Annotated in this window: 22 protein-coding genes; 6 read left to right on the top strand and 16 right to left on the bottom strand. The window is 39.8% G+C overall.

The features are described 5' to 3' along the window. Positions 1-953 precede the first annotated feature (953 nt). The gene (locus OOA_RS15975) at positions 954-1382 is read left to right on the top strand and encodes a hypothetical protein (RefSeq protein ID WP_008913203.1); all 429 of its coding nucleotides are present in this window, start codon (positions 954-956) and stop codon (positions 1380-1382) included. A gap of 393 nt (positions 1383-1775) precedes the next feature. Here the strand turns inward: OOA_RS15975 and actP are convergent, their stop codons facing one another. The 3 genes from actP to acs form a co-directional block, all read right to left on the bottom strand. Continuing rightward, a complete protein-coding gene (gene actP / locus OOA_RS15970) occupies positions 1776-3425 on the bottom strand; it encodes a cation/acetate symporter ActP (RefSeq protein ID WP_008913202.1) in 1650 nt (549 codons plus the stop codon). Continuing rightward, complete coding sequence (locus OOA_RS15965; RefSeq protein ID WP_008913201.1) at positions 3422-3733, bottom strand: DUF485 domain-containing protein; 312 nt, start codon at positions 3731-3733, stop codon at positions 3422-3424. The genes actP and OOA_RS15965 overlap by 4 nt, the downstream gene beginning before the upstream one ends. 192 nt (positions 3734-3925) lie before the next feature. Beyond that, positions 3926-5881 (bottom strand): acetate--CoA ligase, encoded by a 1956-nt coding sequence (gene acs / locus OOA_RS15960; protein WP_008913200.1) that lies wholly within the window; start codon positions 5879-5881, stop codon positions 3926-3928. A gap of 686 nt (positions 5882-6567) precedes the next feature. Between acs and sodA the strand changes: the two genes are divergently transcribed. Both sodA and yiiM read left to right on the top strand, forming a co-directional pair. Next, positions 6568-7194: a superoxide dismutase [Mn] gene (gene sodA, locus OOA_RS15955; RefSeq protein WP_008913199.1), complete on the top strand. Its 627-nt coding sequence runs from the start codon at positions 6568-6570 to the stop codon at positions 7192-7194. Positions 7195-7460: 266 nt separating this feature from the next. Next, positions 7461-8141 (top strand): 6-hydroxyaminopurine reductase, encoded by a 681-nt coding sequence (yiiM, locus tag OOA_RS15950; protein WP_008913198.1) that lies wholly within the window; start codon positions 7461-7463, stop codon positions 8139-8141. A gap of 7 nt (positions 8142-8148) precedes the next feature. On the opposite strand, the gene OOA_RS15945 is transcribed toward yiiM, so the two are convergent. Both OOA_RS15945 and OOA_RS15940 read right to left on the bottom strand, forming a co-directional pair. Beyond that, a complete protein-coding gene (locus OOA_RS15945) occupies positions 8149-9780 on the bottom strand; it encodes an ATP-binding cassette domain-containing protein (RefSeq protein WP_008913197.1) in 1632 nt (543 codons plus the stop codon). Further along, positions 9777-11459: an ABC transporter ATP-binding protein gene (locus OOA_RS15940; RefSeq protein ID WP_008913196.1), complete on the bottom strand. Its 1683-nt coding sequence runs from the start codon at positions 11457-11459 to the stop codon at positions 9777-9779. Before OOA_RS15940 ends, OOA_RS15945 begins: the two co-directional genes overlap by 4 nt. Positions 11460-11804: 345 nt before the next feature. Here OOA_RS15940 and OOA_RS15935 point away from each other — a divergent pair, with 345 nt between their 5' ends. Then, a complete protein-coding gene (locus OOA_RS15935; protein WP_008913195.1) occupies positions 11805-12710 on the top strand; it encodes a LysR substrate-binding domain-containing protein in 906 nt (301 codons plus the stop codon). Between the two features lie 88 nt (positions 12711-12798). After that, the gene (locus OOA_RS15930; RefSeq protein WP_008913194.1) at positions 12799-13137 is read left to right on the top strand and encodes a nuclear transport factor 2 family protein; all 339 of its coding nucleotides are present in this window, start codon (positions 12799-12801) and stop codon (positions 13135-13137) included. A gap of 59 nt (positions 13138-13196) precedes the next feature. On the opposite strand, the gene OOA_RS15925 is transcribed toward OOA_RS15930, so the two are convergent. Continuing rightward, positions 13197-14072 (bottom strand): pirin family protein, encoded by an 876-nt coding sequence (locus OOA_RS15925; protein WP_008913193.1) that lies wholly within the window; start codon positions 14070-14072, stop codon positions 13197-13199. Between the two features lie 268 nt (positions 14073-14340). Here OOA_RS15925 and OOA_RS15920 point away from each other — a divergent pair, with 268 nt between their 5' ends. Further along, positions 14341-15018, top strand: a complete 678-nt coding sequence (locus tag OOA_RS15920; protein WP_008913192.1) for a hydrolase — start codon at positions 14341-14343, stop codon at positions 15016-15018. A gap of 179 nt (positions 15019-15197) precedes the next feature. Here OOA_RS15920 and trpS read toward each other — a convergent pair whose 3' ends face one another. The 10 genes from trpS to OOA_RS15870 all read right to left on the bottom strand — a co-directional run bounded on the left by trpS (position 15198) and on the right by OOA_RS15870 (position 24370). Next, complete coding sequence (trpS, locus tag OOA_RS15915) at positions 15198-16235, bottom strand: tryptophan--tRNA ligase (RefSeq protein WP_008913191.1); 1038 nt, start codon at positions 16233-16235, stop codon at positions 15198-15200. A 19-nt stretch (positions 16236-16254) separates the two neighbouring features. Further along, positions 16255-16947 (bottom strand): phosphoglycolate phosphatase, encoded by a 693-nt coding sequence (locus OOA_RS15910; protein WP_008913190.1) that lies wholly within the window; start codon positions 16945-16947, stop codon positions 16255-16257. Beyond that, positions 16944-17618, bottom strand: a complete 675-nt coding sequence (gene rpe / locus OOA_RS15905; RefSeq protein ID WP_008913189.1) for a ribulose-phosphate 3-epimerase — start codon at positions 17616-17618, stop codon at positions 16944-16946. The genes OOA_RS15910 and rpe overlap by 4 nt, the downstream gene beginning before the upstream one ends. A 34-nt stretch (positions 17619-17652) precedes the next feature. Beyond that, a complete protein-coding gene (gene dam / locus OOA_RS15900) occupies positions 17653-18537 on the bottom strand; it encodes an adenine-specific DNA-methyltransferase (RefSeq protein ID WP_008913188.1) in 885 nt (294 codons plus the stop codon). Positions 18538-18618: 81 nt separating this feature from the next. Beyond that, a complete protein-coding gene (locus OOA_RS15895; RefSeq protein ID WP_008913187.1) occupies positions 18619-19515 on the bottom strand; it encodes an SPOR domain-containing protein in 897 nt (298 codons plus the stop codon). 317 nt (positions 19516-19832) lie between these two features. Next, on the bottom strand, positions 19833-20927 hold the full coding sequence (aroB, locus tag OOA_RS15890; protein WP_008913186.1) for a 3-dehydroquinate synthase: 1095 nt from the start codon (positions 20925-20927) through the stop codon (positions 19833-19835). Between the two features lie 305 nt (positions 20928-21232). After that, a complete protein-coding gene (aroK, locus tag OOA_RS15885) occupies positions 21233-21754 on the bottom strand; it encodes a shikimate kinase AroK (RefSeq protein ID WP_008913185.1) in 522 nt (173 codons plus the stop codon). Positions 21755-22259: 505 nt separating this feature from the next. Next, positions 22260-23297, bottom strand: coding sequence for a secretin N-terminal domain-containing protein (locus tag OOA_RS15880; protein ID WP_008913184.1), 1038 nt, complete (start codon positions 23295-23297; stop codon positions 22260-22262). After that, positions 23287-23838, bottom strand: coding sequence for a hypothetical protein (locus OOA_RS15875; RefSeq protein WP_008913183.1), 552 nt, complete (start codon positions 23836-23838; stop codon positions 23287-23289). Before OOA_RS15875 ends, OOA_RS15880 begins: the two co-directional genes overlap by 11 nt. Beyond that, positions 23831-24370 (bottom strand): PilN domain-containing protein, encoded by a 540-nt coding sequence (locus tag OOA_RS15870; protein ID WP_008913182.1) that lies wholly within the window; start codon positions 24368-24370, stop codon positions 23831-23833. Before OOA_RS15870 ends, OOA_RS15875 begins: the two co-directional genes overlap by 8 nt. Position 24371: the final 1 nt, after the last annotated feature.

Genomic DNA, 24371 nt, shown 5'->3' with positions numbered 1-24371 from the left:
CTCTTATCCCTTATCCCTCATTCTGACTTATCTTTAATCCGTCATCCTATTTACCCGTGAATATTTAGCGTGTTACCCTGCTCGAATTAACAGCATGAATGGATTATCACGATGTAAACTAGTGAGTAACAGCTCACTTGTTTTGTTTTATCTATCGCGTGAGATTAATACGTTAGAAAAATCAAAACTAGCCCCATACTCAAGCTGAATTGGCGATATAAATGCATCATCATGACTCAAACTAGTGAGTAACAGCTCACTTATTTTCAGGTACTAATGCGTAGAGTTGTGGATTTGTGTAATTTGTATTGCCAATATATCGTTTGGTATGCTCGATAATAATAGTTTAGAGAGCCAAAGCTAGCATCCATACTCAGGTGAAATAGCTATGCCAATATGTATGCATCACTGTTATTCAAGCTAGCTAGTAACAGCTGACTTATTTTAGTTGATAGATTTTTATTTTTGAGTAAATAATAATTGATTAGCAAATTTGATGATTTTAACAATATATCTTTGTTAAGCAAATAAAGTTGAATATGTTATTTCATAGTCTGAATATGCCTTCTTTACGCTTACCATTTCTATCGCTAAAATAAATTATATCAATAAGATCAACTTATAAAGTAATAGCGTTAACAATCATCGACAAAAGATTTTCCTCCTTCTTTATTTCTTTTTCCTATTTTCTTTCTTATTTTCAAGCTATTTACGCATTTAAATAGATTACAAATGTTAAATTGATGTTGAAAAAAGTTAAATATATACTACTAATAAGTAATCTTGTTAAGGCTGGTAAGCTGGTTATTACAAGATTTAGATTTACAGAAAAATGGGCGCAGAAAGTAGTGTATGCAGTCTTCACTTTTTTTAGAAAATAAAAGCATATGAGTAAATCAATTTAATGCATTGTTTTACTAGAAAACACAATCTTGTTTATCAAGGTGGATAAAATGAAAAATAAAAAAATGATTAATAGCCAAGTGTTTAGCAAAATAATTTCAGTTAATGGGCAAAAAGAAGATGAATTTAATAATGGGCAAGATGGTGCAATCATTCTTTCGTTATTAGTCATGTTTTTTGTGCCATTCCTTTTTCTTAACTCAGTACGTCAATGGCTTCATATTGACTACAACCTAGCATCAGTGATTGGTATGCTTGTTATTAGTATTGTATTGGCATTTACTCTTTATAAAAAACTTAATCTGAATGAACGTTTTGCTAATAAAACAACGTCATTGAATGAACTTTTATCGAGTTATGTTCCTAATAATAAAGCTGAATTTGACAATTTAAAGGCTGAATCAAAAAATAATCCAGTTAAATTTCTCGATTTAGTCGACGAATGGGTAAAAGCAGAAAAAGTAACTTATGCCAAGTAAAGGTGGAAGGCCAATACTTAACAACAGCCATTTTGTTATAGCAAGATGGCTTTTTTATAGCCCAATTTATTAATTATTGCTATTTTAATTTTTATTTAATAACTTAATGTTTTATATGTAATAAAATGAAAATTGTGACATGTCACGTTGGTGTGATTTATATTGAAACTGATATTGTCTTCTTGTCTTCTTGTCTTCTTGTCTTCTTGTCTTCTTGTCTTCTTGTCTTCTTGTCTTCTTGTCTTCTTGTCTTCTTGTCTTCTTGTCTTCTTTAGTGATGAATGTCTAATATATTATTAGGTGGGTTAATTGCATTCGCTATAAGTATATTAAAAAAGCGGTTCATCCTAAAACGAACCGCTCTATTTATTGGCTATTTAGATAGCCTAATAACTAATGTGACTTACCTTTTTCGATACCCAAACCAATTTGAGAACGAACAAATTGTTCTCTAAAGCGTTCTATTTCCATTTTGCCTTGTGCTGAATTATCTGTGATTGAGAATAACCATGAAGCAACGAAAGCAACGATCATAGAGAAGAGTGCAGGGTATTCATAAGGGAAGATAGCCTTCTCATGATGAAGAATACCAACCCAAATGGTTGGGCCTAAGATCATCAGTATCACAGCGGTTGAAAGACCTAACCAACCACCAGCTAAAGCACCTCGTGTTGTTAGCTTTTTCCAATACATAGATAATAGAATGATTGGGAAGTTACAACTTGCTGCGATAGAGAAGGCTAAACCAACCATGAAGGCAATATTTTGGTTTTCGAATAAAATACCCAATCCAATCGCGACAAGCCCTAAAACAACCACTGTAATTTTAGATACGCGAAGCTCATCTTTCTCGTTAGCCTTACCATTCTTCACTGCCATAGCGTAAAGGTCATGAGAAACAGCAGAAGCGCCTGCTAGTGTTAACCCAGCAACAACCGCGAGTATGGTTGCGAATGCGACAGCAGAAATAAATCCTAGGAAGAAGTTCCCTCCAACAGCATCAGCAAGATGTACTGCTGCCATATTAGTTCCGCCGAGCAATTTTCCTGCTGCATCTTTAAAATCAGGATTTACACTGACGAGAACAATTGCACCGAAACCGATAATGAAGGTTAGGATATAGAAGTAACCAATAAACCCAGTGGCATAGAAAACACTTTTACGGGCTTCTTTTGCATCACTAACGGTGAAGAAACGCATGATGATATGAGGAAGACCCGCTGTACCAAACATCAATGCTAATCCGAGAGAGAGTGCGGATATTGGATCAGAGACTAATCCTCCTGGACTCATGATAGCGATGCCATTTTTATGGACTTCGACGGCTTCTTTAAAGAGTGTATTGAAATTGAATCCGACATGTTTCATGACCATAACGGCCATAAATGTTGCGCCGGATAGTAGCAGAATCGCTTTGATAATCTGTACCCATGTTGTTGCTAACATGCCACCAAAAAGGACATATAACACCATCAGGAGACCGACAATAATAACCGCTACATGGTAATCAAGACCAAAGAGTAACTGGATGAGCTTCCCTGCACCGACCATTTGAGCAATAAGGTATAGCGCGACGACAACTAAAGAGCCAACAGCTGAAAGTATTCTTATTGGTCTTTGTTTTAATCGATAAGAGGCAACATCAGCGAAGGTATAGCGGCCTAGATTACGTAATCGTTCTGCAATCAAGAAGAGGATTATTGGCCAGCCAATCAGGAAGCCGATGGAGTAGATGAGGCCATCATAACCCGACGTGTAAACTAGCGCGGAAATCCCAAGAAATGATGCCGCAGACATAAAGTCACCCGCGATCGCCATTCCGTTTTGAAAACCGGTTATTTTACCGCCAGCGGTATAATAATCAGAGCGAGAACGTGTTTTTTTAGATGCCCAATAAGTGATATAGAGGGTGAATCCAACGAATAACAAGAACATGATAATCGCTTCAATATTGACAGGTTGCCGCTCTACATCACCTGTCAGTGCATCTGAAAATGCCATTGAAGAGGCAAAAAATAAGATAATAGGAAGGAGTTTTATCATTGTTCAACCTCTTTCAAAATTTCAGCCGTTAAACGATCATATTCTCCGTTTGCTCTAATAACATATATGCCAGTGAGTACAAAAGAGATGACAATAAGCCCTACACCAACGGGAATACCGCGAGTGATATACGAGCCTTCAGTGATAGGCGTGCCAAGCCAGCTTGGGTCGAAAGCAATAAGAAAGATAAAACCGACATACAGTATTAATGTAATAGCTGATAGAAACCATGAAAATCGACCGCGTTTCCTTACCAATTCTTTAAAGCGAGGGTTATTCTCTACCTTTTCGTAAGCAGTAGCATTCATCAGAGTTCTCCTCTGTTATACTCGTCATACTTCAAGTTGCAGCTTTGTTGACTGCGCTCACTCACACTAGTCACATACTTATGTATGCTCCTTGTGATTCGTTTGCTTGTCGCCTAGCTGCACCTCGAATTATTTAGAGTAAACCATCTTGTTGGGATGTATGTAAGGTCGCCATTAAGGCGACCTTTTGAGTTATGACATACTCATTGATTGTTTTTCTTCGAGTAGTTTTTCGACAACACCTGGATCTGCTAGTGTGGAGGTATCACCAAAGTTACTAGTATCACCTGATGCAATTTTACGAAGGATACGGCGCATGATCTTGCCGGAGCGAGTTTTAGGAAGTGAATCCGTCCAATGTAAAATATCTGGCGTTGCAATTGGGCCAATTTCTTTACGTACCCAATTACGAACATCTGTATACAGCTCTGGTGAAGGTTCTTCCCCTGAAATTAGGGTCACATAAGCATAGATAGCCTGACCTTTAATATTATGAGGAATACCGACAACGGCAGCTTCTGCAATTTTTGGATGGGAAACCAATGCCGACTCTATTTCTGCGGTACCTAAGCGGTGGCCAGAAATGTTTAAAACATCATCAACACGGCCTGTTATCCAGAAATAACCGTCTTCATCTCTGCGGGCACCATCACCACTGAAATACATACCTTTAAAGGTAGAGAAGTAAGTTTGTTCAAATCTATCATGATCACCAAATAAAGTGCGTGCTTGACCCGGCCATGAATCCACAATCACGAGGTTACCTTCATTGATCCCTTCTAAAGGTTCACCTAGGTTATCAACGAGAGCTGGACGCACCCCAAAGAATGGTAATGTTGCTGAGCCAGGTTTCAACATGGTTGCACCAGGAAGTGGCGTGATCATGAAGCCGCCTGTTTCAGTTTGCCACCATGTATCGACCACTGGGCAACGACTATTACCAATTTTTTTGTAAAACCATTCCCATGCCTCAGGGTTGATTGGTTCACCGACTGACCCAAGGATGCGTAATGAGCTACGATCTGTTCCTTCAATCGCTTTATCACCTTCAGCCATTAAGGCTCGGATTGCTGTTGGAGCAGTATAAAGAATATTGACTTGGTGCTTATCAACCACTTGGCTCATACGATTAACTGCAGGGTAGTTAGGAACACCTTCAAACATCAATGTCTTCGCACCATTCGATAATGGGCCATAAAGAAGATAACTATGACCAGTTACCCAACCCACATCAGCGGTACACCAGTAAATCTCACCAGGATGGTAGTCGAAGGTATATTTAAATGTTAGCGTTGCGTAGACCAAATAACCACCAGTGGTATGCACCACGCCTTTAGGTTTACCCGTTGAGCCTGAGGTATATAGAATAAATAGTGGATCTTCTGCATTCATTTCTTCAGGCGGGCAATCATCACTGATACCTTCAATAACATCATGCCACCATAAGTCACGTCCTTCGACCCAACTTGGCACATTGCCTGTACGGCGGTAGACAATGACATTTGAGACGGTAGTGACATTCGGATTTTTTAATGCATCATCAACATTTTTCTTCAGAGGAATAGCGCGGCCAGCACGCAAGCCTTCATCGGCCGTAATGATGAGTTTCGCTTTACAGTCGATCACGCGGCCAGATACAGCCTCTGGCGAGAAACCAGCAAAAATGACGGTATGAATCGCACCAATGCGAGCACAGGCTAGCATTGCGACGGCTGCTTCAACCACCATCGGCATGTAAATTGCGACAACATCACCTTTACGAATACCTTGTTGCTTTAATACGTTAGCAAACTGACTCACATCATGATGCAGTTCACGGTAAGTAACCTGTTTTGATTGTGAAGGGTCATCGCCTTCCCAAATAATCGCGGTTTCATTGCCTCTTTCAGTTAGATGGCGATCTAAACAGTTAGCACTTAAATTAAGGGTACCATCTTCAAACCAGCGAATACTGACATGACCGGGGTCGAAGGAAGTATTTTTTATTTTGGTATATGGTTTAATCCAATCGATAATTTTCCCTTTCTCGCCCCAAAATCTTTCTGGGTCTTGAATAGAGAGTTGGTACTCATTGTTATATTCTTGTTCGTTTATTAGCGCATTTTCTGCAATTTCAGCAGGAACGGGGTGCTTAGTTATTTGAGTCATATTATTATCTCCTTGCAGATGTTAATACTATGTCAAAAAATAGTTAACTAAAGAGGGTGGTGTGAATTTGTTTTTCTTTTGCGCGGAAGATCACGTATTAACTGTAATGGATTTAACAGAATTATCATTTGATGCGAAATGCAAGCTTAGATTAATTATCTAACTATATTTAAAATTATAATATTAAAGAAAATCAAAGGTGTTAATATTAGTATTAGTTGCTAAATTAACTATCAATGATAGCTAATGAAAAAAGCCACACAAATCACATGGGTTTGATAATGATTTTCATTAACAGTAAAATAACTATAATGTAAATATTAATGAATGTATTTTTATAAAGTTTGACGTTACTGAAGTCTATACCTTATGTCTTTTTGTTATAGAATTTAGAGGCATAGCGTTAAATACCCTAAATAATTCAAGGTGTATGTAGGGGGCAAACGAAACTAGCTAGTAAACATACATAGGTATGTGACTCGGATAGCTGAAAGTCGCCAACAGTCATGCAATTTGAACTATTGTGGGGTAGACTAAATAATTCGAGTTGTATCTAGGTGAATAGCGATGCTATCCGGATATCATAGAAATTATAGTGAGTTGGATAGCAGGTTTAACTTATATACGCAGCCGAAGGCAACTTGAAGTATGATGGGTGTAAATTAATAGTCACTGGAGACAACACAATGAGCTACACATTACCTGCTTTACCTTATGCTTATGATGCGCTGGAACCTCATTTCGACAAGCAAACCATGGAAATCCATCACACCAAGCATCACCAAACTTACGTTAATAACACTAACACTGCGTTAGAAAAATTACCTGAATTAGCCGGTCTTGATATTGATGTGCTGGTTCAACAGCTGGATAAAGTTCCTGCTGACCAACGTACTTTTGTTCGCAACAATGCCGGTGGGCACTCAAACCATAGCCTATTCTGGAAAGGTCTGAAGTTAGATACAGAACTGAGTGGTGATCTAAAAGCGGCTATCGAACGCGATTTCGGCAGCGTTGACGCATTCAAAGACTTATTTGAAAAAGCGGCGGCTACACGTTTCGGTTCTGGCTGGGCTTGGCTGGTTCTGAAAGATGACGGTAAATTAGCTGTTGTTTCTACCGCTAACCAAGATAGCCCGCTGATGGGTGAAGCTATCTCTGGTGCATCTGGCTACCCAATTTTGGGTCTAGATGTGTGGGAACATGCTTATTACTTGAAATACCAAAACCGTCGCCCTGACTACATCAAAGCATTCTGGTCAGTGGTTAACTGGGATGAAGCGGCAAAACGCTTCGCAGAAAAAACCAAATAATCACCTTATTTGAAGAATGACTTAACAGGTGTTACCCTTTGGGGACACCTGTTTTTTATTGCGGATATCGCAACTCACTAGAATCCCTCTCTATTTCCGCCACTAACAGCTTAATTTTTGAATATCAAACACATCTATTCTACTTATCATGCCTACTTTAGCGGCTGAAGTTTTTTCTGAATTGGTCAAAATAAGATTATGATATTAACGTTGAATGGCTATTATGAATTAACTAAATTTAAAGCTCTTATTAAGGTATGTTATCAATGAAAATTCATCCCCAAGTCTATATTGGTAAAGTTGAACCCACGTTAGCATGCGGCAACAGTGCTATCTATAAACGTCAAGTTGATGGCTTATTGTCGTTAGGGCAATTAGGACTTGAGGGTGATGAACAAGCAGAGACACGCTTTCATGGTGGCTCTGACCGTGCTCTGTGCCATTATCCTGCGGAGCATTATCAATTTTGGGCCAATGCTTACCCTGAAATCGAGACATTATTCACGCCACCGGCATTCGGTGAAAATATCTCAACCCTCGGTATGACGGAAGATAATGTCTTTATAGGTGATATTTTTGCGTGGGGAGATACGCGTATCCAAGTGACTCAACCTCGTTCCCCTTGCTACAAACTTAATGGCTTAACTGGCGTTGAAAATTTTGCCCAAATGATGCAAGAAAACGGCCGTTGCGGTTGGTTATATCGAGTGATAAAAACGGGTTCTGTTAGCGCTGAAATACCAATCAAGTTATTGAGTCGTAATAGTGATGTGTCAGTCCAAGAGGCAATTATGATTGCTTTTCACGCACCATTTGATGAAGAACTTTATCAGCGTTTGCTAGGAGCAGCAGGTTTATCGGCAAGCTGGAGCCTGACGATGCAAAACCGTCTTGAGCATCGTCATATTGAAGAATTCAGCCATCGTCTGTTTGGTAAGCGTGGCTGATATCAAACTAAAAATTTCCATTGATAAACTGCTGATACCAAGGCGTCCGAGCCATTAGTTCATCATGTGAACCTTGGTCGATAACATCACCTCTAACCATGACAATAATATGGTCAGCTTGACGAGCTAACATCGGTTGATGTGTCACCACAATCCGTGTTTGCTCAATTGCTTTTCTCAGTACTTCAATCACGGCTGCTGTATTGATATGGTCAAGATTAGCGGTTGGTTCATCCATGAAAATAATATCAGGATGGCTCAATAGTAACCGAGCAATACATAAACGCTGCCGCTGACCGCCAGAAAAAATCTGCCCGTCTGAGCCGACATCCGCATCAAGTAATGCATTATCCGCGTTAATATTCAGCTCATTCAGTTGCTCGATAATCTCTCGGTCATCAATATTATTTGAGCCAGCCATTAAATTTTGGCGTAGGCTTCCTCGAAACAAATGACTATCTTGAAATAAAATTCCTCGTTTTCGGCAAAGCACTTCTTGTGATAACTGAGCAATATTTTTATCGCCATAATAAACAGCACCTTGAGTGGGATCTTGCAAGCGAGCAAGTAGGTTTAATAAGGTACTTTTGCCAGCACCGGACTCCCCAACAATTACCGTTAGCTTTTTTTCATCAAAGGTTAAATTGAGCGATTTTAATAACTGTTTTCCATCCTTCGTAAAGTGCGATAATTCTGCACAATTGACGATATTGTTGGATGGTGACTGTGAGCTACGCATAAATATGAGTTCAGGTGTGGATAATGCATCTATGAGTTGATTAAGCGATTTTTTTGCTTGGCGCAATGCTTGGTCCAAGTGGGACAGTAGCCACAATGGTTCTATAAAACGTGCGAGAAGCAGCATACCCGCTAACCACATATTGAGTGTGATCCCATTATGATTAACAGAGAAAAGACCCGCAGCAAGTAACCCAATAAAAGTGACTTGGATAGATAATGAGAAAAGAAGATGAAAAGGCAAGCTACGGCGTTGTAGTTGCTTTTGAGTTTGGTACTGCTGAGTCAAGTTTTGCTTGAGGCTCTGCTGCTCTTGATGGCTGATACCTGCTCGACGAATCAATGGCTGGTGGACGGCAAAGTGACCTAATGAATCCACCACCTGTTGTTGAGAAAGATGCATTTGTTTTTCAGCGAGTGAAACTTGGTTGGCAGAAAAACGTAAAATAACCAGTAAAGCTAACCCAATAACTAGCAATAATCCCCCCAACCAAAAATCATAAAGCAATGCGCCCATTATCACGGTTAAAGGTGTCACGACACCGCGAATAATCGGAGAAAGTAAGTGGGCAGGTATTGCCATCATATGCGTTACAGGTCCAGAAACTAGGCTACTTGCGGATGAAATGGGCCTTAGTGAGATGGGTAAATGGTGAATGAGTGCATTGGTCAAATAGCGCATCACAATGCCTCCAGCTAAATAGCCTTTTTGCGTGGCAATAAAGGTGACAGTCAATGAAACTAAACTACACACGATAAGCCAGAGTAATGGAGTTAACTCCCCTGATCCCCAATTGATAATTACAGGCACCAGCAGTAGCCCGCTTATACCCTCTAATATGGCAGCCAATAGCATCCATGAGAGAGCACCGCGAACGGTACTCAACAACAACCTCATCATACTATTTCCTCTAATGAGCCCAGTAACTGTTGATACTGTGGAACTCGTTCGGATAATTGGTGGTGTTTCCCTTGAGCAATCACTTTTCCGTTATCCATTAAGACCACTGAGTCTGATCGTGATAAACAAGTAAGATCGTGTGTGATCAAGATGCGTGTTCGTTTTTCATTTTCCAATAATTCAAAAAATAGCTCAGCATTTTGCGGATCAAGGGCTGAAGTGGGTTCATCGAGTAATAGTATGGGGGCTGTGGAGAGTAGGGCGCGTGCAATAGCTAATCTTTGAGCTTCCCCACCGGATAAGGTGATATCGTGGCCTACAATGCTATCTAATCGTTTTGGCAGCTGTTGAATGCGGGCTAAGAGATTCAATTTTTCGAGATAATCGATTATTTCGGCTTCTGTTGAATCTGGTGCGAACAATTGAAGGTTTTCTTTGAGTGAACAAGGCATAGGTTGAGTATTTTGCATCACAATCGCCACTTGTTGATTTAGCCCTATTAGCGATAACTCGGTAAGATTGATGGTATCCAACGATAAACTGCCGCTTGTTGGATCAAGAAATCGCGCCATCAGCTGTAGTAATGTGCTTTTACCTGCACCCGAAGCCCCGACAATAGCGATAAACTGGCCTTGTGGAATGGTGAGATTAATATCTGATAACAAGGTTTTATCTTGCAGTTGGAAACCCACATTTTTGATGTTCAGTGAACAATATGCACCTTGCAGTGACTTATCACCGTATTGCATTTCAGGTTGATTAAGAAAATGGCGAATACGTTCTGAGGCAGCCACAGCGTGATTTAATGCATCTGCGCCATGTCCCATTGCGGCAATAGGTGCTGTAATTGTGTGCATTAGTAGGATAAATAGCACTATCTGAGGCAACGAAACAGAGATAGGTAACACAAAAGTGCCTATGATCACCCACAGAGTGAGCAACGTCGTGCTAATCCCTATTTGAGTGAGTGAGCTGAATGCACCAATTTTATTTATCCAGCGATTAAATGCTTGCAAACAAGCTGATAGCGCTTGTGTCACTGAGCGCTCAATCGATCTACCTGGATATTGCCTTGCTAGAAGGGGATTATCCGCAAACTCAGTAAACTGTTGATATAAATGCCCCATGGTTTGATCGCGAGCGGTAAAAAGTGGCTGATAACGTTTAGCGCGTAGCTGGTGGAATAGATAAAACGTAATGGCTAGAGGTAGTAGACAAAAAAGCAGTAATAACCCATTCGACCACAGTAAAATCAATGACGCAGTGATAGGAACGACAATCAGTTGAGCTATATCAGCAGGCGCATGGGCGGTGAGCTGATGTAACAAACGCACATCGCGATCGACAATCTGTTGAATACCCTCTTTACCTGAATGTGTAAACTCGCTCAATGGCAGATTGTTAAGCTTATCGAGAATCTTGATTCGTAAATGGTAGCAAAGTTGGTTATCTGTTTGATGAGTCAGATGTAGTGCAAGGGTTTGGCAAATAAGCCAAATTGCTCCACCAAGAAACGCCATTATCACCCAAGTATTACTGTTCTCTGTGGGTGAAATCGCTATTTGGCTAATGGCAATCCATGGGACGAGTGAGCTAATGCCTGCAACCGTTTGTAGAATCAATGCTAAAGCTAAAACAAATTGATAAGGGCGAAGTAAAGCCCATAATGCGCGGTACATAGAAACCTCCATTGCCGAATAGCTACTGTAGTTGATTTTCCAGCTGAGCAGGCAACGAGTTGTTTCGATGGCGAGACTATTTGTTTGGTTAACGGGTAAGTGGCATCAAAACAATCAAAACAAAATGCAACGACCCTTATTCAAGTGATTTTTAACTGAGCATTGATTTAATCATCATGAAAATTATTCCGTAACGTAAATAAGCCTAATCACTTTTTTAGCGATGTTGCTTTATTTGGATGTTATCATTGATGTTATTAACTTATGTGATTGGTTTTATTTGTTTCATTTTCAGTGAGATAGCTGTTTTTTTGAGAAGTGTAGCTAAAATAAAGGATAATAATGATGCGATATGATCTCAATAACTTCTATTATTATGTCAAAGTGGTTGAACACGGTGGCTTTTCGCAAGCAAGCCACGCGCTTGGAATACCAAAATCTAAGCTCAGTCGTCGTATTGCTGACCTTGAACAAAAGCTCAATGTTTCATTGATTTACCGCTCGACCCGACAATTTCATGTCACTGAAATTGGGCAAATCTTCTATAAACAGTGCAAAAACGTGATTGAAGAAGCTGAAATTGCGGAAGAGTTGATTTGCTCTGTTCAAGTACACCCAAAAGGTACGATTAAATTATCTTGCCCAGTCGCCTTACTGCAAGTGTACATACAAGATTTGCTGGTGGATTTCATGGTGAAATATCCTGATGTCAAGATACACATTTTAGCGGTCAATCGCTCAGTTGATGTGATTAGTGAAGGGTTAGATTTGGCATTACGTGTTCGTTCATTACCATTAGATGATTCAGGGCTAACCATGAAAGTATTGGGTTATTCGCGGCGTATGTTAGTCGCTAGCCCATTATTGTTTAAACAACATGGGCAACCTCAACATCCTGAAGATTTAATGGATTACCCGATATTAGCGAATGCTGAACATTCAGAAAATTATACACTGACATTGAAAAATAGTGAGGAATTAACTTTTACACATCATTTTGAGCCTAAATTAGTCACAACGGATATATTGACCTTGTACAAGGCTGCATTGAAAGGATTAGGGATTACGCGTTTACCATTTGGTGTGGTTGAAGATGGGTTAAAATCGGGTGAGCTTATTGCTCTCTTGCCGCAATGGTATTTCCCTGAAGATATTATTCATGCGGTTTATCCATCACGCAAAGGATTACTACCCGCTGTTCAATTATTCCTAAATTATTTAGCTGATAATATTTCCTCTACGGTGAAATAGCGGCATCTATATTTGTCGAGATTAAATAGTTCGACAGCAGAATTTAAATGCTATATAAGTGAATAAAAACTCACTGGTGAGGTTCGGCATGTCTGTAGCGTTACCCGTTCAAGCACAGTTTGAAGCCTATAATGCCCATGATATCGACACCTTTATGGCATGTTTTAGTGAAGATTTTAAAGCCTATAGAATGCCAACTGAAATCGCGACAATGGTTGGTAAAGTGCCACTCAAAGAGTTTTATACGCAACACCGCTTTAATAACCCAAAGCTAAAGGCTGAATTAATCTCAAGAATGGTGTTAGGCAATAAAGTCTTTGATTATGAAAGGATTTATGGATTATCCTCTGAACCAATAGAGAGCGTTGCCGTTTTTGAAGTTGAAAATAATCTTATTAAAACAGCGTGGTTTTATTTTCCGTCTTAATAATGATTGAGTTATTAGCGAATGAGACTGACCCTAATTTCTTAGGGTCAGTGCTGAGGCTAATGAGTTTCTGCTATACGGCCAAACTTACCGCTATTGAAGTCATCGATAGCATCTTTAATATCTTGATGGCTATTCATGACAAAAGGTCCATGACCAACCACTGGCTCATCAATCGGGTCACCACTTAACAGCAGCACTAAAGCATCATCCGTGGCTTCTAGAATAATATTACTTTCACTATCATCTAGAATAATTAATTCACCTTCATTCAAATTCGCTCTTCCATCGACAATTATAGATCCTCGTAAGATGACCAGACCAATATGACGACCCACTTTGGTCTGTAATCCAACCGTTTTTCCTTTATTTAATTGCAGATCCCAAACATCAAGAGGTGTAAAGGTATGAGCAGCGCCTTGATGGCCTAAATAGTCACCTGCGATAACGCGCAATGTGCCAGCTTCATTTGGTAATGCAATATTCGGAATATCATTACTTTTCAGTAATTGATACCCCGGTGATGCTGATTTATCTTTTGCAGGTAAGTTAACCCACAATTGCACCATATCCAATGTTCCACCCGTTTTCATAAAGTCATCAGAATGGTACTCCTGATGCAAAATACCGGATGCTGCTGTCATCCATTGCACATCACCAGAGCCAATCACACCACCTTTACCGGTTGAGTCATGGTGTGCAACTTCACCGCTATAGACAATCGTTACTGTCTCAAAACCACGGTGTGGGTGCTCACCAACACCTCTATTTTTTTCAGTTGAAGGCGGGAAATCAGTTGGACCCGCTCGATCTAGCAGTAAAAATGGATTCAGATATTTCCCGTGGTTGCTGTAGCTAAACATTGAACTAACAGGGAAGCCATCACCTACCCAATGACCACGAGGTGCTTGATAAATACCAATGATTTTTTTCATGGTTATGCTCCGATAATCTGTTTTGATGAATGCAGAATAATCGAATAAAGCAATCAGCAGTAGTGTCAAAAGCAGGTTTTATTGTTTCATTAATAGAACAATGGTGGTTATTTTGATTATTCTATTTATAGAACAATGTTTCTTGAAATCCAGACTAATCAGCAATGAATCTATGCGTTACTATCAGTGGACAGAAAGCAGTCAGTTATTATTGTTCTATTATTATCTTTATCAATCGCTGTTTTTTAATTAATGAAGAGGTTTAATTATGAGTGCTCCTGCAAATTTTAATGGACAACGTCCTGTTATTAATCCTGATGACGCGGTAATGCTATTGATTGATCACCAAAGTGGTTTGTTCCAGACTGTTGGTGATATACCCACGATTGAACTTCGTACTAGAGCGGCAGTATTGGCGAAAGTGGCATCCTTGGCGAATATTCCTGTGATCACAACCGCTTCTGTACCACAAGGCCCTAATGGCCCATTAATCCCAGAGATTCATCAGAATGCTCCACACGCACAATATATTGCGCGTCGTGGTGAAATCAATGCATGGGATAATCCAGAGTTTGTTGCAGCTGTTAAAGCAACAGGTAAGAAACAGGTTATTATTGCTGGAACTCTCACCAGTATTTGTATGGCATTTCCAGCGATTAGTGCCGTTGCTGATGGTTACCAAGTGTTTGTAGTGGTTGATGCATCAGGTACTTACAGTAAAATGGCACAAGAAATCACCTTAGCTCGTGTTGTACAGGTGGGTGTAGTTCCTATGGATACTGGTGCTGTTGTTTCTGAACTGCAACAAACATGGAAAAATGGAGATCCTGCTGAGTGGGCGCAGGTTTATACGCAAGTTTTCCCTGCTTACCAATTGTTGATTGAAAGCCATAGCAAGGCGCAGGAAGTCTTAAAAAATAATGAACAATTAGATACACAACGTTGATTATTGAAATCTCGCTAGATTGGCTTATTTTATCTATTTTGAATTTAGCATAAGTTTTATATGCCCCATTCACTGAATGCGGGTGGATATATAAAGTATAGAACTGAAATGCTAAAAAAGACTGGCTATTTAATTGAAAAAGCAGGGGAGAAAGCTACCCCTGCTTTTAAATATTACAATTATGGGCGTTTAACAAAGCCGATAGCGTCGTAGACTTTATCCAATGTTTCTTGTGCACGAGCGCCTGCTTTAGTTGCACCTTCATGCATAATTTTATTGAGCAATGCTTCATCATTACGGAAGTGATGATAGCGCTCTTGTAACGTAGTCAGCATGTCAGAAACGGCATCAGCCACTGCACCCTTTAAATGGCCATACATCTGACCTTCAAATTCAGCTTCCAGCTCTGGAATAGCTTTGCCCTTGATAGCAGACAGAATATCTAACAGGTTTGAAACGCCTGGTTTGTTTTCGATATCATAAATAACACGAGGCGGCTCTTCTGAATCAGTCATTGCACGCTTGATTTTTTTTGCTGCAGATTTTGGATCTTCTAATAAGGCAATTCGGTTATTGCTATTTTCATCTGATTTAGACATTTTCTTCGTAGGGTCTTGTAATGCCATCACACGAGCACTACCACCAGTTGGGATGAAAGGGTCTGGTACAGTGAAAATATCACCATAAATAGCGTTAAAGCGTTGTGCAATATCACGGCTCAATTCAAGGTGTTGTTTTTGGTCAAAACCAACAGGTACTTTATTAGTTTGGTAGATCAGAATATCCGCAACCATCAACACTGGATAATCAAATAAACCTGCGTTAATGTTTTCTGAGTGGCGTGCTGATTTATCTTTAAACTGCGTCATGCGGCTCAGTTCGCCGAAATAGGTGTAGCAGTTTAATGCCCAACTCAGTTGTGCGTGTTGTGGTACATGTGACTGAACAAAGATAGTACTTTTTTCGTGGTCAATTCCGCAAGCAAGGTATAGAGCGAGAGTATCGAGAGTTCTTTTGCGCAGTTCTTGCGGATCTTGACGAACCGTAATCGCATGTTGGTCAACGATACAGTAGATGCAGTCATAATCATCTTGCATCTGTACCCACTGACGCAGCGCACCCATATAGTTACCGATGGTTAATTCACCGGAAGGCTGTGCGCCGCTGAATACGATAGGTTTCTGGGATTGCTTTTGTTTTTCAGTGGGTTTACTCATTTCTGTCTCGATCCTTTAATTATTTTGAGTCAGATAAGCCGATGATCGGCAGGATATCTGAAAATTGTGTTAATACACAGTCAGGCTCACTTAACGCGATGGACTCGCCATAGTTATAACCATAGGTCAGACCAACGCAGGGGCATTGTGCACTTTGTGCTGCGATAATATCATTACGGGAATCACCGACAAAAAGTAATTCCTCTTTACGCAAACCAAATTTACCCATAGTGAGATACAAAGGGGCTGGATGCGGTTTTTTTTCTTTAACGTCATCACCACCAAGCACGAGCGAAAAATAGTTTTCGATGCCTAATTTTTTAAGTAGAGGGGCGATAAACGGTGTTGGCTTATTTGTAACAATTGCCATAGGTAAGTCATGCTGAGCAAGCTTATCGAGGGTTTCTTTGACCTCAGGGAATAGTTCACTACCCGTTGTCACAGAGACTGCATAGAATTTATCAAAGCTTTGACGTGTTGCTTGGCGTAACTCAGGGGTAATAGTGGCACCTGCCCATGTTAGGGCACGTTCAACCATCACATCGGCACCATTTCCAACCCAAATGGAAACTCGCTCTTTACCAGCGGGAGAGAAACCTTGTTCTTCCAACGCCTTATCTAGTGCCTCAGCTAGCCCGCCCACACTATCTATAAGGGTGCCATCTAAATCAAAAGCGATAGCTTTAATGTTTTCTAAATTTGGTTGTGTCATTGAGATACCTTTTGTAATTCTTTACGCATTTTATCAATGACGGTCTTGTAATCTGGGTGACCAAAAATAGCTGATCCTGCAACGAAGGTATCTGCACCTGCTGCTGCAATTTCCGCAATGTTATCAATCTTAACGCCGCCATCAATTTCCAAGCGAATATCATAACCGCTCTCGTCAATCAATTTACGGACTTGGCGCAATTTATTTAGCGTCTCAGGAATAAATGATTGTCCACCAAAGCCCGGGTTAACCGACATGAGTAGGATCATATCGAGTTTATCCATTACATGCTCAAGATGGATAAGCGGTGTGGCAGGGTTAAAGACTAAGCCTGCGGTACAACCATGCTCTTTAATCAGCTGTAAGGTTCTGTCGACGTGTTCACTCGCTTCAACATGGAAGCTGATATGGTTTGCGCCTGCTTTAGCAAAATCAGGAATAATTCTGTCTACGGGTTTCACCATCAAGTGCACATCAATCGGTGCGGTAATACCATAGTCACGTAATGCTTTACAAATAGGCGCACCGAAGGTGAGGTTAGGGACATAATGATTGTCCATAACGTCAAAATGCACAATATCTGCGCCTGCAGCTAACACTTTTGCGGTATCTTCGCCTAAACGGGCAAAATCTGCAGATAAAATAGATGGGGCAATGAGAAAATCTTTCATTATTGTCTCCGATTATTTAAACGTTACCTGAGAGTCATTCCACACCGGACGATAGGCGCTTGGTGCTTGTCTTTTCAGTTTTTTTAGTCAGCTTATTAATGGGTTCTTCATTGTATAAAGCGAGTAATTCATTGACTTTATTACGGTTAAGTATATTCCGACTGATAGTTCGACGCACTTTGACTATATGTAATTTGGCTTGATGATACCATTCCCGTGTCGCGGGAGTATCATGATTTGAAATCAGAACTGGAATTTTGCGATCTGATGACAAATAGTGAGCCAATTTAGCGAGATTTTGTTGTTCTTGTGCACTAAATGAGTTTGTATGATACGCCGTAAAGTTTGCTGTTTCCGATAGTGGAGCATACGGAGGATCACAGTAAATAACGGAGCCTGACTCTGCTGATAACAGTGTGTTTTCATAGTTTTGAGTAACGAATGTGGCTTTTTGCGCTTTATCCGCAAACCATAATAACTCTTCTTCAGGAAAGTAAGGCTTTTTATAACGGCCAAAAGGGACGTTAAATTCACCTTTTGAGTTATAGCGACATAACCCATTATAACAATGTCGATTCAGGTATAGAAACAATACGCTGCGCTTGATAGGGTCAGAGGACAAGTTAAATTCGGTACGCCTAAGGTAATAATGTTCTGAGGTATTAAATTCAGGCGTAAAGAGTTGACGTACTTCTTCAATAAAGGGATCAGTACGGTATTTTACAGTGTTGTAGAGATTAATAAGGTCACTGTTGATATCAGCTAGGATATAAGAATCATAGCTGGTGTTCAGGAAAACAGAACCTGCTCCAACAAAAGGCTCGATCAGGCAATCACCTTGTGGAAGATGTTTTTTAATATCTTCCACAAGTGGGTATTTACCGCCAGCCCATTTCAAAAAAGCGCGTGTTTTTTTCATGCCGTCTTATTGTTACAAACGTTTAGAGAACCCATTGAGCTCTCTGTCAGGACAGCATAATGCGCCCGCGATAAAACGTTATTATTTTTGATCCTGTTGAACTTGCTTCATATTTCTTACCCATGGTTTTTTCGCTTGAATGTCTGCTGGAAGAGCAGATATTGCACTTTTAGCATCATTCACAGAGCGATAGTTACCGTGTATCAGAACATACCAAGTTTGCCCATTTCGGACTGTTTTATAAACTTTATAATTATTCAGTTTATGCTGTTTAGCGAAAGCTTCTAGTGTATCTGAGCGGCTTGCACTGCTTAATTGTAATGTGTAGCTACCTGCAGGAGCTACCATTAAATTTCCACTTTGATTATTTGTCGCATTAGTTGTTTTTGCCGGTTGCTTAGTTTGCACCGGTTGTTTTGTTTCTACAGGTTTTGTTGGTATTTTTTCCGGTTTCACAGGCGCTGTTTGTGGTTTTTGCACAGGTTGCGACGATGTTATCGGTGGTGGTGCGATATTCTGCTCTTGTGAGGTGCTTGCTACACCTTGGCTAGCCGATTGGCCTTGGTTCAGAGCATCTGCTACATCACCCGGAATTTCAATCCGTTCACCATAATTCTGTTGCGGTAGTGGTTCGCTTTGCGTTGGCGTTGAACTCACTGGAGGCATATTTATTTCTTGGGTTTGGCCTTGATTAGAGCTTAGCGATGAAGAACCTGATAAATCGATGTTACGTTCGGTGGATGACGTATCGATTTGTTGTTTTTCATGTTCTGTAGGAGCTTTTAAGGCAGAGCTAATGGCAATAATCAATAACAGTAATACCAGTACACCGACCCCAATCATAATATGTTGGCGTGAGAGTGTTAGCTTAGGTTTTACTGAAGGTGATGGACGGCTCCGACCTGTTGGTCTGTCGGATGTATCAGGCCGTAAATCATTTTGCGCTTTAGGCTGATTATCTGGTTTAAATTCGTCCATTTTGCCCTCCCGAATAAATATTGCCTTGTAATTGAGATAAAATATCTCTTTTCATTACAGTCTCTTCACGAGTAAATAGTGTATACCTGCAATCTAGTAAAGGATAGTTCCTTTAGCCATATCGTTTTTACGTGATTAACATCTTCTCGACATTGCAAGCTTAAAAGTCTAAGTGTTTGAGCGAATGTTGTAACTCGAAACTTTAGACGCGACCTATAATTTAACGATTTTAAGACATATCTGCCAGAAACATTTTAAAACATCAGATTATCTTAATGTTTTTATCTGTTTCCGGCAGTCAAATTATACAAATACGATTAGTTTTGAGGTAAGCAGGAAGATATCGCGTCCTTAACAGTTTGCATTTCAATATCTGAACGAATTTCTGAATGACCGATAGTAGTAGGTAAAATCAAATGCAGTTTGCCACCGATGACTTTTTTATCTCGCATCATGTGGGGTAAATAGTCATCGGGTTTCATTTGTGCTGGACCTGTGACAGGTAATCCCGCACGAACAAGTAGATCAATAATGCGTTGTGTTTGTTGTGTCGTGAATGTACCGATAAGTTCAGCTGTTTTTGCTGCCATGACCATACCCGCAGCAACGGCTTCACCATGGAGCCAAACGCCATAACCCATATGTGCTTCAATCGCATGGCCAAAAGTATGGCCGAGGTTAAGTAGTGCTCGTAAGCCACTGGTTTCTTTTTCATCCGCAGCAACAACTTGCGCTTTTAATTCACAACAACGACGAATACAGTATGCCATTGCCTGATTATCCAATGCCATCAACGCATCTATGTTCTCTTCTAGCCAGTTAAAAAATTCGCCATCAAGGATGATGCCATATTTGATAACCTCAGCAAGTCCTGAAGAGAGTTCTCTTTTAGGTAAAGTTCTTAGACAATCAAGGTCAATAATGACTGATGCGGGTTGATAAAAAGCCCCGATCATATTTTTGCCTAAAGGATGGTTAACGGCTGTTTTTCCACCGACGGAGGAGTCGACTTGCGACAATAAGGTGGTAGGTACTTGGATAAAACGAACACCACGTTGATAGCTTGCTGCCGCAAAGCCAGTCAAGTCGCCAATAACACCACCACCAAGAGCGATGAGAGTGGTATCACGATTATGGTGCTTTTCAAGTAAAGCGGTAAAAACATCGTTCATAATGAACAAGGATTTGTACTGCTCACCGTCCGGCAAAATGATTGAATCTACCTTTACCCCTAATGCTTCAAGGGCATGAGTAAATTTATCGAGATAGATAGGCGCAAGTGTTTCATTGGTTACAACCAGAGCTCGTTGACCCGCTTTTAGCGGCCAAAAAGCATCAGGTTGGCTATAAAGACCCGGAGCAATGGTGATTGGATAACTGCGTTCATCCAGAGTAACAGTGACTTTTTCCATGTTGCTTTACCTTATAGCCATTACTGATAACACAATGTTTAATTAAGGTTTGTTAACCTTTTGAGCCGATTTAAAGCGATTTGTAGCGCTAGCATTTAATAAAAAAATACATATGAATACAGGGTCGATTCAACATACTTTTTTAACGCTAAACATCTGACAAAATCTGCCCTAAGGGTTCAATTAAAAAAACGTTTTGTTCTGTGGTGAGAGGCGTGATGCCTTAATTACTCAGAGGCAAACCTCTCACCTTGATTAAAACGCTTTATTTAGAACAATAATTGACCCTGAAAGATCAACAGTCCCTAGCTTTTTTCTAACAACTCGATGATTTGGCTAGCAACTACTTTAGCGCTTTGCTCATCTGTATGAATCGTGATGTCAGCAATTTCCTCATACATCGGGTTACGTTCTGATGCTAATTTCTCAAGAACTTCACGTGCAGGTTCATCCACTTGCAATAATGGACGTTTTTTATCACGTTGAGTTCGAGTCAGCTGTTTCTCTATGTTAGTTTCGAGATACACAACAACACCACGAGCTGAAAGGCGATTGCGAGTTTCTTTCGATTTTACTGAACCGCCACCCGTTGCAAGTATGATGCCTTGTTTTTCAGTAAGCTCATTGATGATTTTCTCTTCCCGATCGCGGAAGCCTTCCTCGCCTTCTAGGTCAAAGACCCAGCCTACATCTGCGCCTGTACGTTTTTCAATCTCGTGATCAGAGTCGAAAAACTCCATATTAAGCTGTTGAGCCAATTGACGACCAATAGTGCTTTTGCCGGCACCCATAGGTCCAACTAGAAAGATATTTCGTTTCTCTGCCATGTTTTTTGGTATTACTACGATTAATCGTTAATGATAACCCGCCCCGCCAATCAAATTAGCGACGGGACCTAAACTGAAACCTCATGGTGATAAGTGAGATCAGATAAGAAAATTATCTCAATACATCAACCTGAATTGCAACTATATAAATATGGCACTAAGCGAACAAAGTGCCACATTCGATGTTACTGGTTTCTTTAATTATGCTGTCTATGCTGCCTAACGCTTTGTTCAATATAAGTTTTAACGGAAAAGCAGTACCAATAAAGGAGCTGTTTACCTGTTAATTAATAGTGCAAATATATTGCGACTATTTTATAAGCGGCTGATAGCTTGTTCTTTAATCTACCGATAGCTAGAACACTCAATGGATAACCTTGTATGCTAAAACGGCGTCAGCGTCAAATTTATCCGGCAGGTTTATGACATAAAAAATAATTTTATCTGCTTATATTCGCATTATATTCATTTAACTAGTTGAAGTATATATATTATTTTTTTTGACCTAAATATTGACCAGCTTAGGGGTGATAAAAACCACAAGAACTCTACGATCAATGTGTTCGCTTGAGTTTATAAATAATTTACCTAAAAAAGGAATATCAGAAAGGAAAGGTAAGCCTGTTTCCGTTTTCTCTTGCTTTTGTTGAAAAATTCCACCGAGGATTAGGGTCTCGTTATTTCGAATAGTTACAGATGTCGCTATTTCTTGTTTATTTATAGCTAAATGATGACTTTCGCTAGTTGTTAATGCGGTATCAGGTGAGTTATGACTAATTTTAAGTCGTAATTCGACTTGTTCACCTCGTGAAATAGTGGGTGTCACCTCCATGCCGAGTACGGCGTCTTTGAATTGTACATGCGTTTTTTTTTCTGTACTGGTGACATAGGGAATTTCAGTCCCTTGTTGAATGCTAGCCGGGTGTTTATGAGAGGCCATAAGCCGTGGACTAGCAATAATCGAGAGTAAATTAGCTTTTTCTAGTGCATTAAGCTTCAGTTCTAATAGCCCCTCGCCGAGTCGAAGCAAATTGAAGTTAAATTGGCCTGATGCACCGTCGTAACGATTATAGCGTTGATAACGGCCATTACTTGGACTTCCCGATAACATTCCCCATTCTAGGCCTAGTTGTTGAAGTGCAGTGCGACTGCTACTAATAATATGGGCAGTAATCTGGACTTGTTGTCTAGGAACATCCAATTGTTTCAACCATTCTTCAATCAAATCTAATCGTGTTTTAGTTTCCTTGATAATTAAGCTATTTGTCGCGGAGTGACTGCTGGCAATACCCTCATTGGATAATAAAGAAGAACCCATTTGTTTTAATTGTTGCAGAGCATCGTCAGCGTTCATTGAAATTAACTTAATAATTTTTTCGGTGATTGGGTTTTCGGGGGCTTTATGGATGACACTTGGATTAACCAAAATTGGCTCGTTACTAGTTTCTGTTAGTGGGATAAAAGGATCGCGTATCTCTTGCGCCAACGTCTGGAAGGTAATAAGAAAGATAACGGCAGCGGTAAGAATTAATTTATTGTTCATTTTTAATATCATCCTTGATAAATGAAATGGCAAGTGTCGCAGTTAAATATCCATTATTGGTTTTAAACATAACACCTGAAAAAAGCCCTGTTTGATGGGATGAGGGTGATATGAGCGCATGAATGAATCGATAAATTTGTGTGTAATTACCTTGCACCTCAATGGTGTAGTATTTTTCATTGTTGGTGTCATTTATTGAGGGGTGTAATCGATGAAGAACAACATCAGCATTAGCAATAATATGTTGTAAATGGGCGATAAATTTTGATGAGCTTTGTGTCGATAAACTCAATTTTTGTTTGATTTCTTCTATTTGCAATTGAAGCTGATGCAGCGATGATGATTGACGCAATGTGCTGTTGCTCTGCTGTACGTCAATGGCGATACGTTGAATATCGTTTTGTAATGTAATTAATTGTTGATTAGTCTCTTGCCAATAAAATTGAAAGTAAGCGATTAAACTCAATATTGCTATTATCCAAATAGGTAATATTCGTTGCCAGAATGAGCGATACCAAAAGGTAGAAGAAATTTCATTCATCGCTACTCTCCTGGTAATTTGCACTTAAATGTAAATAGTTAATCTCTTTTATTTTTCCCATTTTGACGAGCTGTATTTTATTCAATAACTGACTATTTTCTAATTGAACAACCAATTGACTAATATCCCGAAAATCATAGCTATTGGCTTTTATTTCCACTTGATTATCTTTGAGTGAAAACCCAGATAACCAACTTTTTTTCGGTGTGAGCTCTGGAAGTTGCTGGAAGAAATTTAATAGTGAAAGATTGCTTTCAGTTTGTTTATCAAATAGTTGCTGCCTAGCAACTAACTCTTTGAGTTGAGTTTGTTTTTTCGTTATTGACTGGATTAATTGCTGATTTTGCGTAGCCTGTTGCTGAAGCTGGGCTTTGCTGAATTGCAATCGTTGGTATTCTGATTGTTGATATGAGATGAAATAGGCAAGTACCATAATCACAACACAGCTCGCAGCTAGGAATAAAATCAAAAATTGCCGTTTTTTACGGGCAATCAGCTGATGTCGCCAAGATAAAAAATTTACTTGATACATA

The sequence above is a fragment of the Providencia burhodogranariea DSM 19968 genome, from assembly GCF_000314855.2.
Classification (GTDB): Bacteria; Pseudomonadota; Gammaproteobacteria; order Enterobacterales; family Enterobacteriaceae; genus Providencia; species Providencia burhodogranariea.
This window is presented reverse-complemented; position numbering and strand designations above follow the sequence as displayed.

Excerpts from the sequence above, each read along its gene's own strand:
- OOA_RS15975 (WP_008913203.1), top strand. The coding sequence starts at position 954 with ATGAAAAATAAAAAAATGATTAATAGCCAAGTGTTTAGCAAAATAATT.
- actP (WP_008913202.1), bottom strand. The coding sequence starts at position 3,425 with ATGATAAAACTCCTTCCTATTATCTTATTTTTTGCCTCTTCAATGGCA.
- OOA_RS15965 (WP_008913201.1), bottom strand. The coding sequence starts at position 3,733 with ATGAATGCTACTGCTTACGAAAAGGTAGAGAATAACCCTCGCTTTAAA.
- acs (WP_008913200.1), bottom strand. The coding sequence starts at position 5,881 with ATGACTCAAATAACTAAGCACCCCGTTCCTGCTGAAATTGCAGAAAAT.
- sodA (WP_008913199.1), top strand. The coding sequence starts at position 6,568 with ATGAGCTACACATTACCTGCTTTACCTTATGCTTATGATGCGCTGGAA.
- yiiM (WP_008913198.1), top strand. The coding sequence starts at position 7,461 with ATGAAAATTCATCCCCAAGTCTATATTGGTAAAGTTGAACCCACGTTA.
- OOA_RS15945 (WP_008913197.1), bottom strand. The coding sequence starts at position 9,780 with ATGATGAGGTTGTTGTTGAGTACCGTTCGCGGTGCTCTCTCATGGATG.
- OOA_RS15940 (WP_008913196.1), bottom strand. The coding sequence starts at position 11,459 with ATGTACCGCGCATTATGGGCTTTACTTCGCCCTTATCAATTTGTTTTA.
- OOA_RS15935 (WP_008913195.1), top strand. The coding sequence starts at position 11,805 with ATGCGATATGATCTCAATAACTTCTATTATTATGTCAAAGTGGTTGAA.
- OOA_RS15930 (WP_008913194.1), top strand. The coding sequence starts at position 12,799 with ATGTCTGTAGCGTTACCCGTTCAAGCACAGTTTGAAGCCTATAATGCC.
- OOA_RS15925 (WP_008913193.1), bottom strand. The coding sequence starts at position 14,072 with ATGAAAAAAATCATTGGTATTTATCAAGCACCTCGTGGTCATTGGGTA.
- OOA_RS15920 (WP_008913192.1), top strand. The coding sequence starts at position 14,341 with ATGAGTGCTCCTGCAAATTTTAATGGACAACGTCCTGTTATTAATCCT.
- trpS (WP_008913191.1), bottom strand. The coding sequence starts at position 16,235 with ATGAGTAAACCCACTGAAAAACAAAAGCAATCCCAGAAACCTATCGTA.
- OOA_RS15910 (WP_008913190.1), bottom strand. The coding sequence starts at position 16,947 with ATGACACAACCAAATTTAGAAAACATTAAAGCTATCGCTTTTGATTTA.
- rpe (WP_008913189.1), bottom strand. The coding sequence starts at position 17,618 with ATGAAAGATTTTCTCATTGCCCCATCTATTTTATCTGCAGATTTTGCC.
- dam (WP_008913188.1), bottom strand. The coding sequence starts at position 18,537 with ATGAAAAAAACACGCGCTTTTTTGAAATGGGCTGGCGGTAAATACCCA.
- OOA_RS15895 (WP_008913187.1), bottom strand. The coding sequence starts at position 19,515 with ATGGACGAATTTAAACCAGATAATCAGCCTAAAGCGCAAAATGATTTA.
- aroB (WP_008913186.1), bottom strand. The coding sequence starts at position 20,927 with ATGGAAAAAGTCACTGTTACTCTGGATGAACGCAGTTATCCAATCACC.
- aroK (WP_008913185.1), bottom strand. The coding sequence starts at position 21,754 with ATGGCAGAGAAACGAAATATCTTTCTAGTTGGACCTATGGGTGCCGGC.
- OOA_RS15880 (WP_008913184.1), bottom strand. The coding sequence starts at position 23,297 with ATGAACAATAAATTAATTCTTACCGCTGCCGTTATCTTTCTTATTACC.
- OOA_RS15875 (WP_008913183.1), bottom strand. The coding sequence starts at position 23,838 with ATGAATGAAATTTCTTCTACCTTTTGGTATCGCTCATTCTGGCAACGA.
- OOA_RS15870 (WP_008913182.1), bottom strand. The coding sequence starts at position 24,370 with ATGTATCAAGTAAATTTTTTATCTTGGCGACATCAGCTGATTGCCCGT.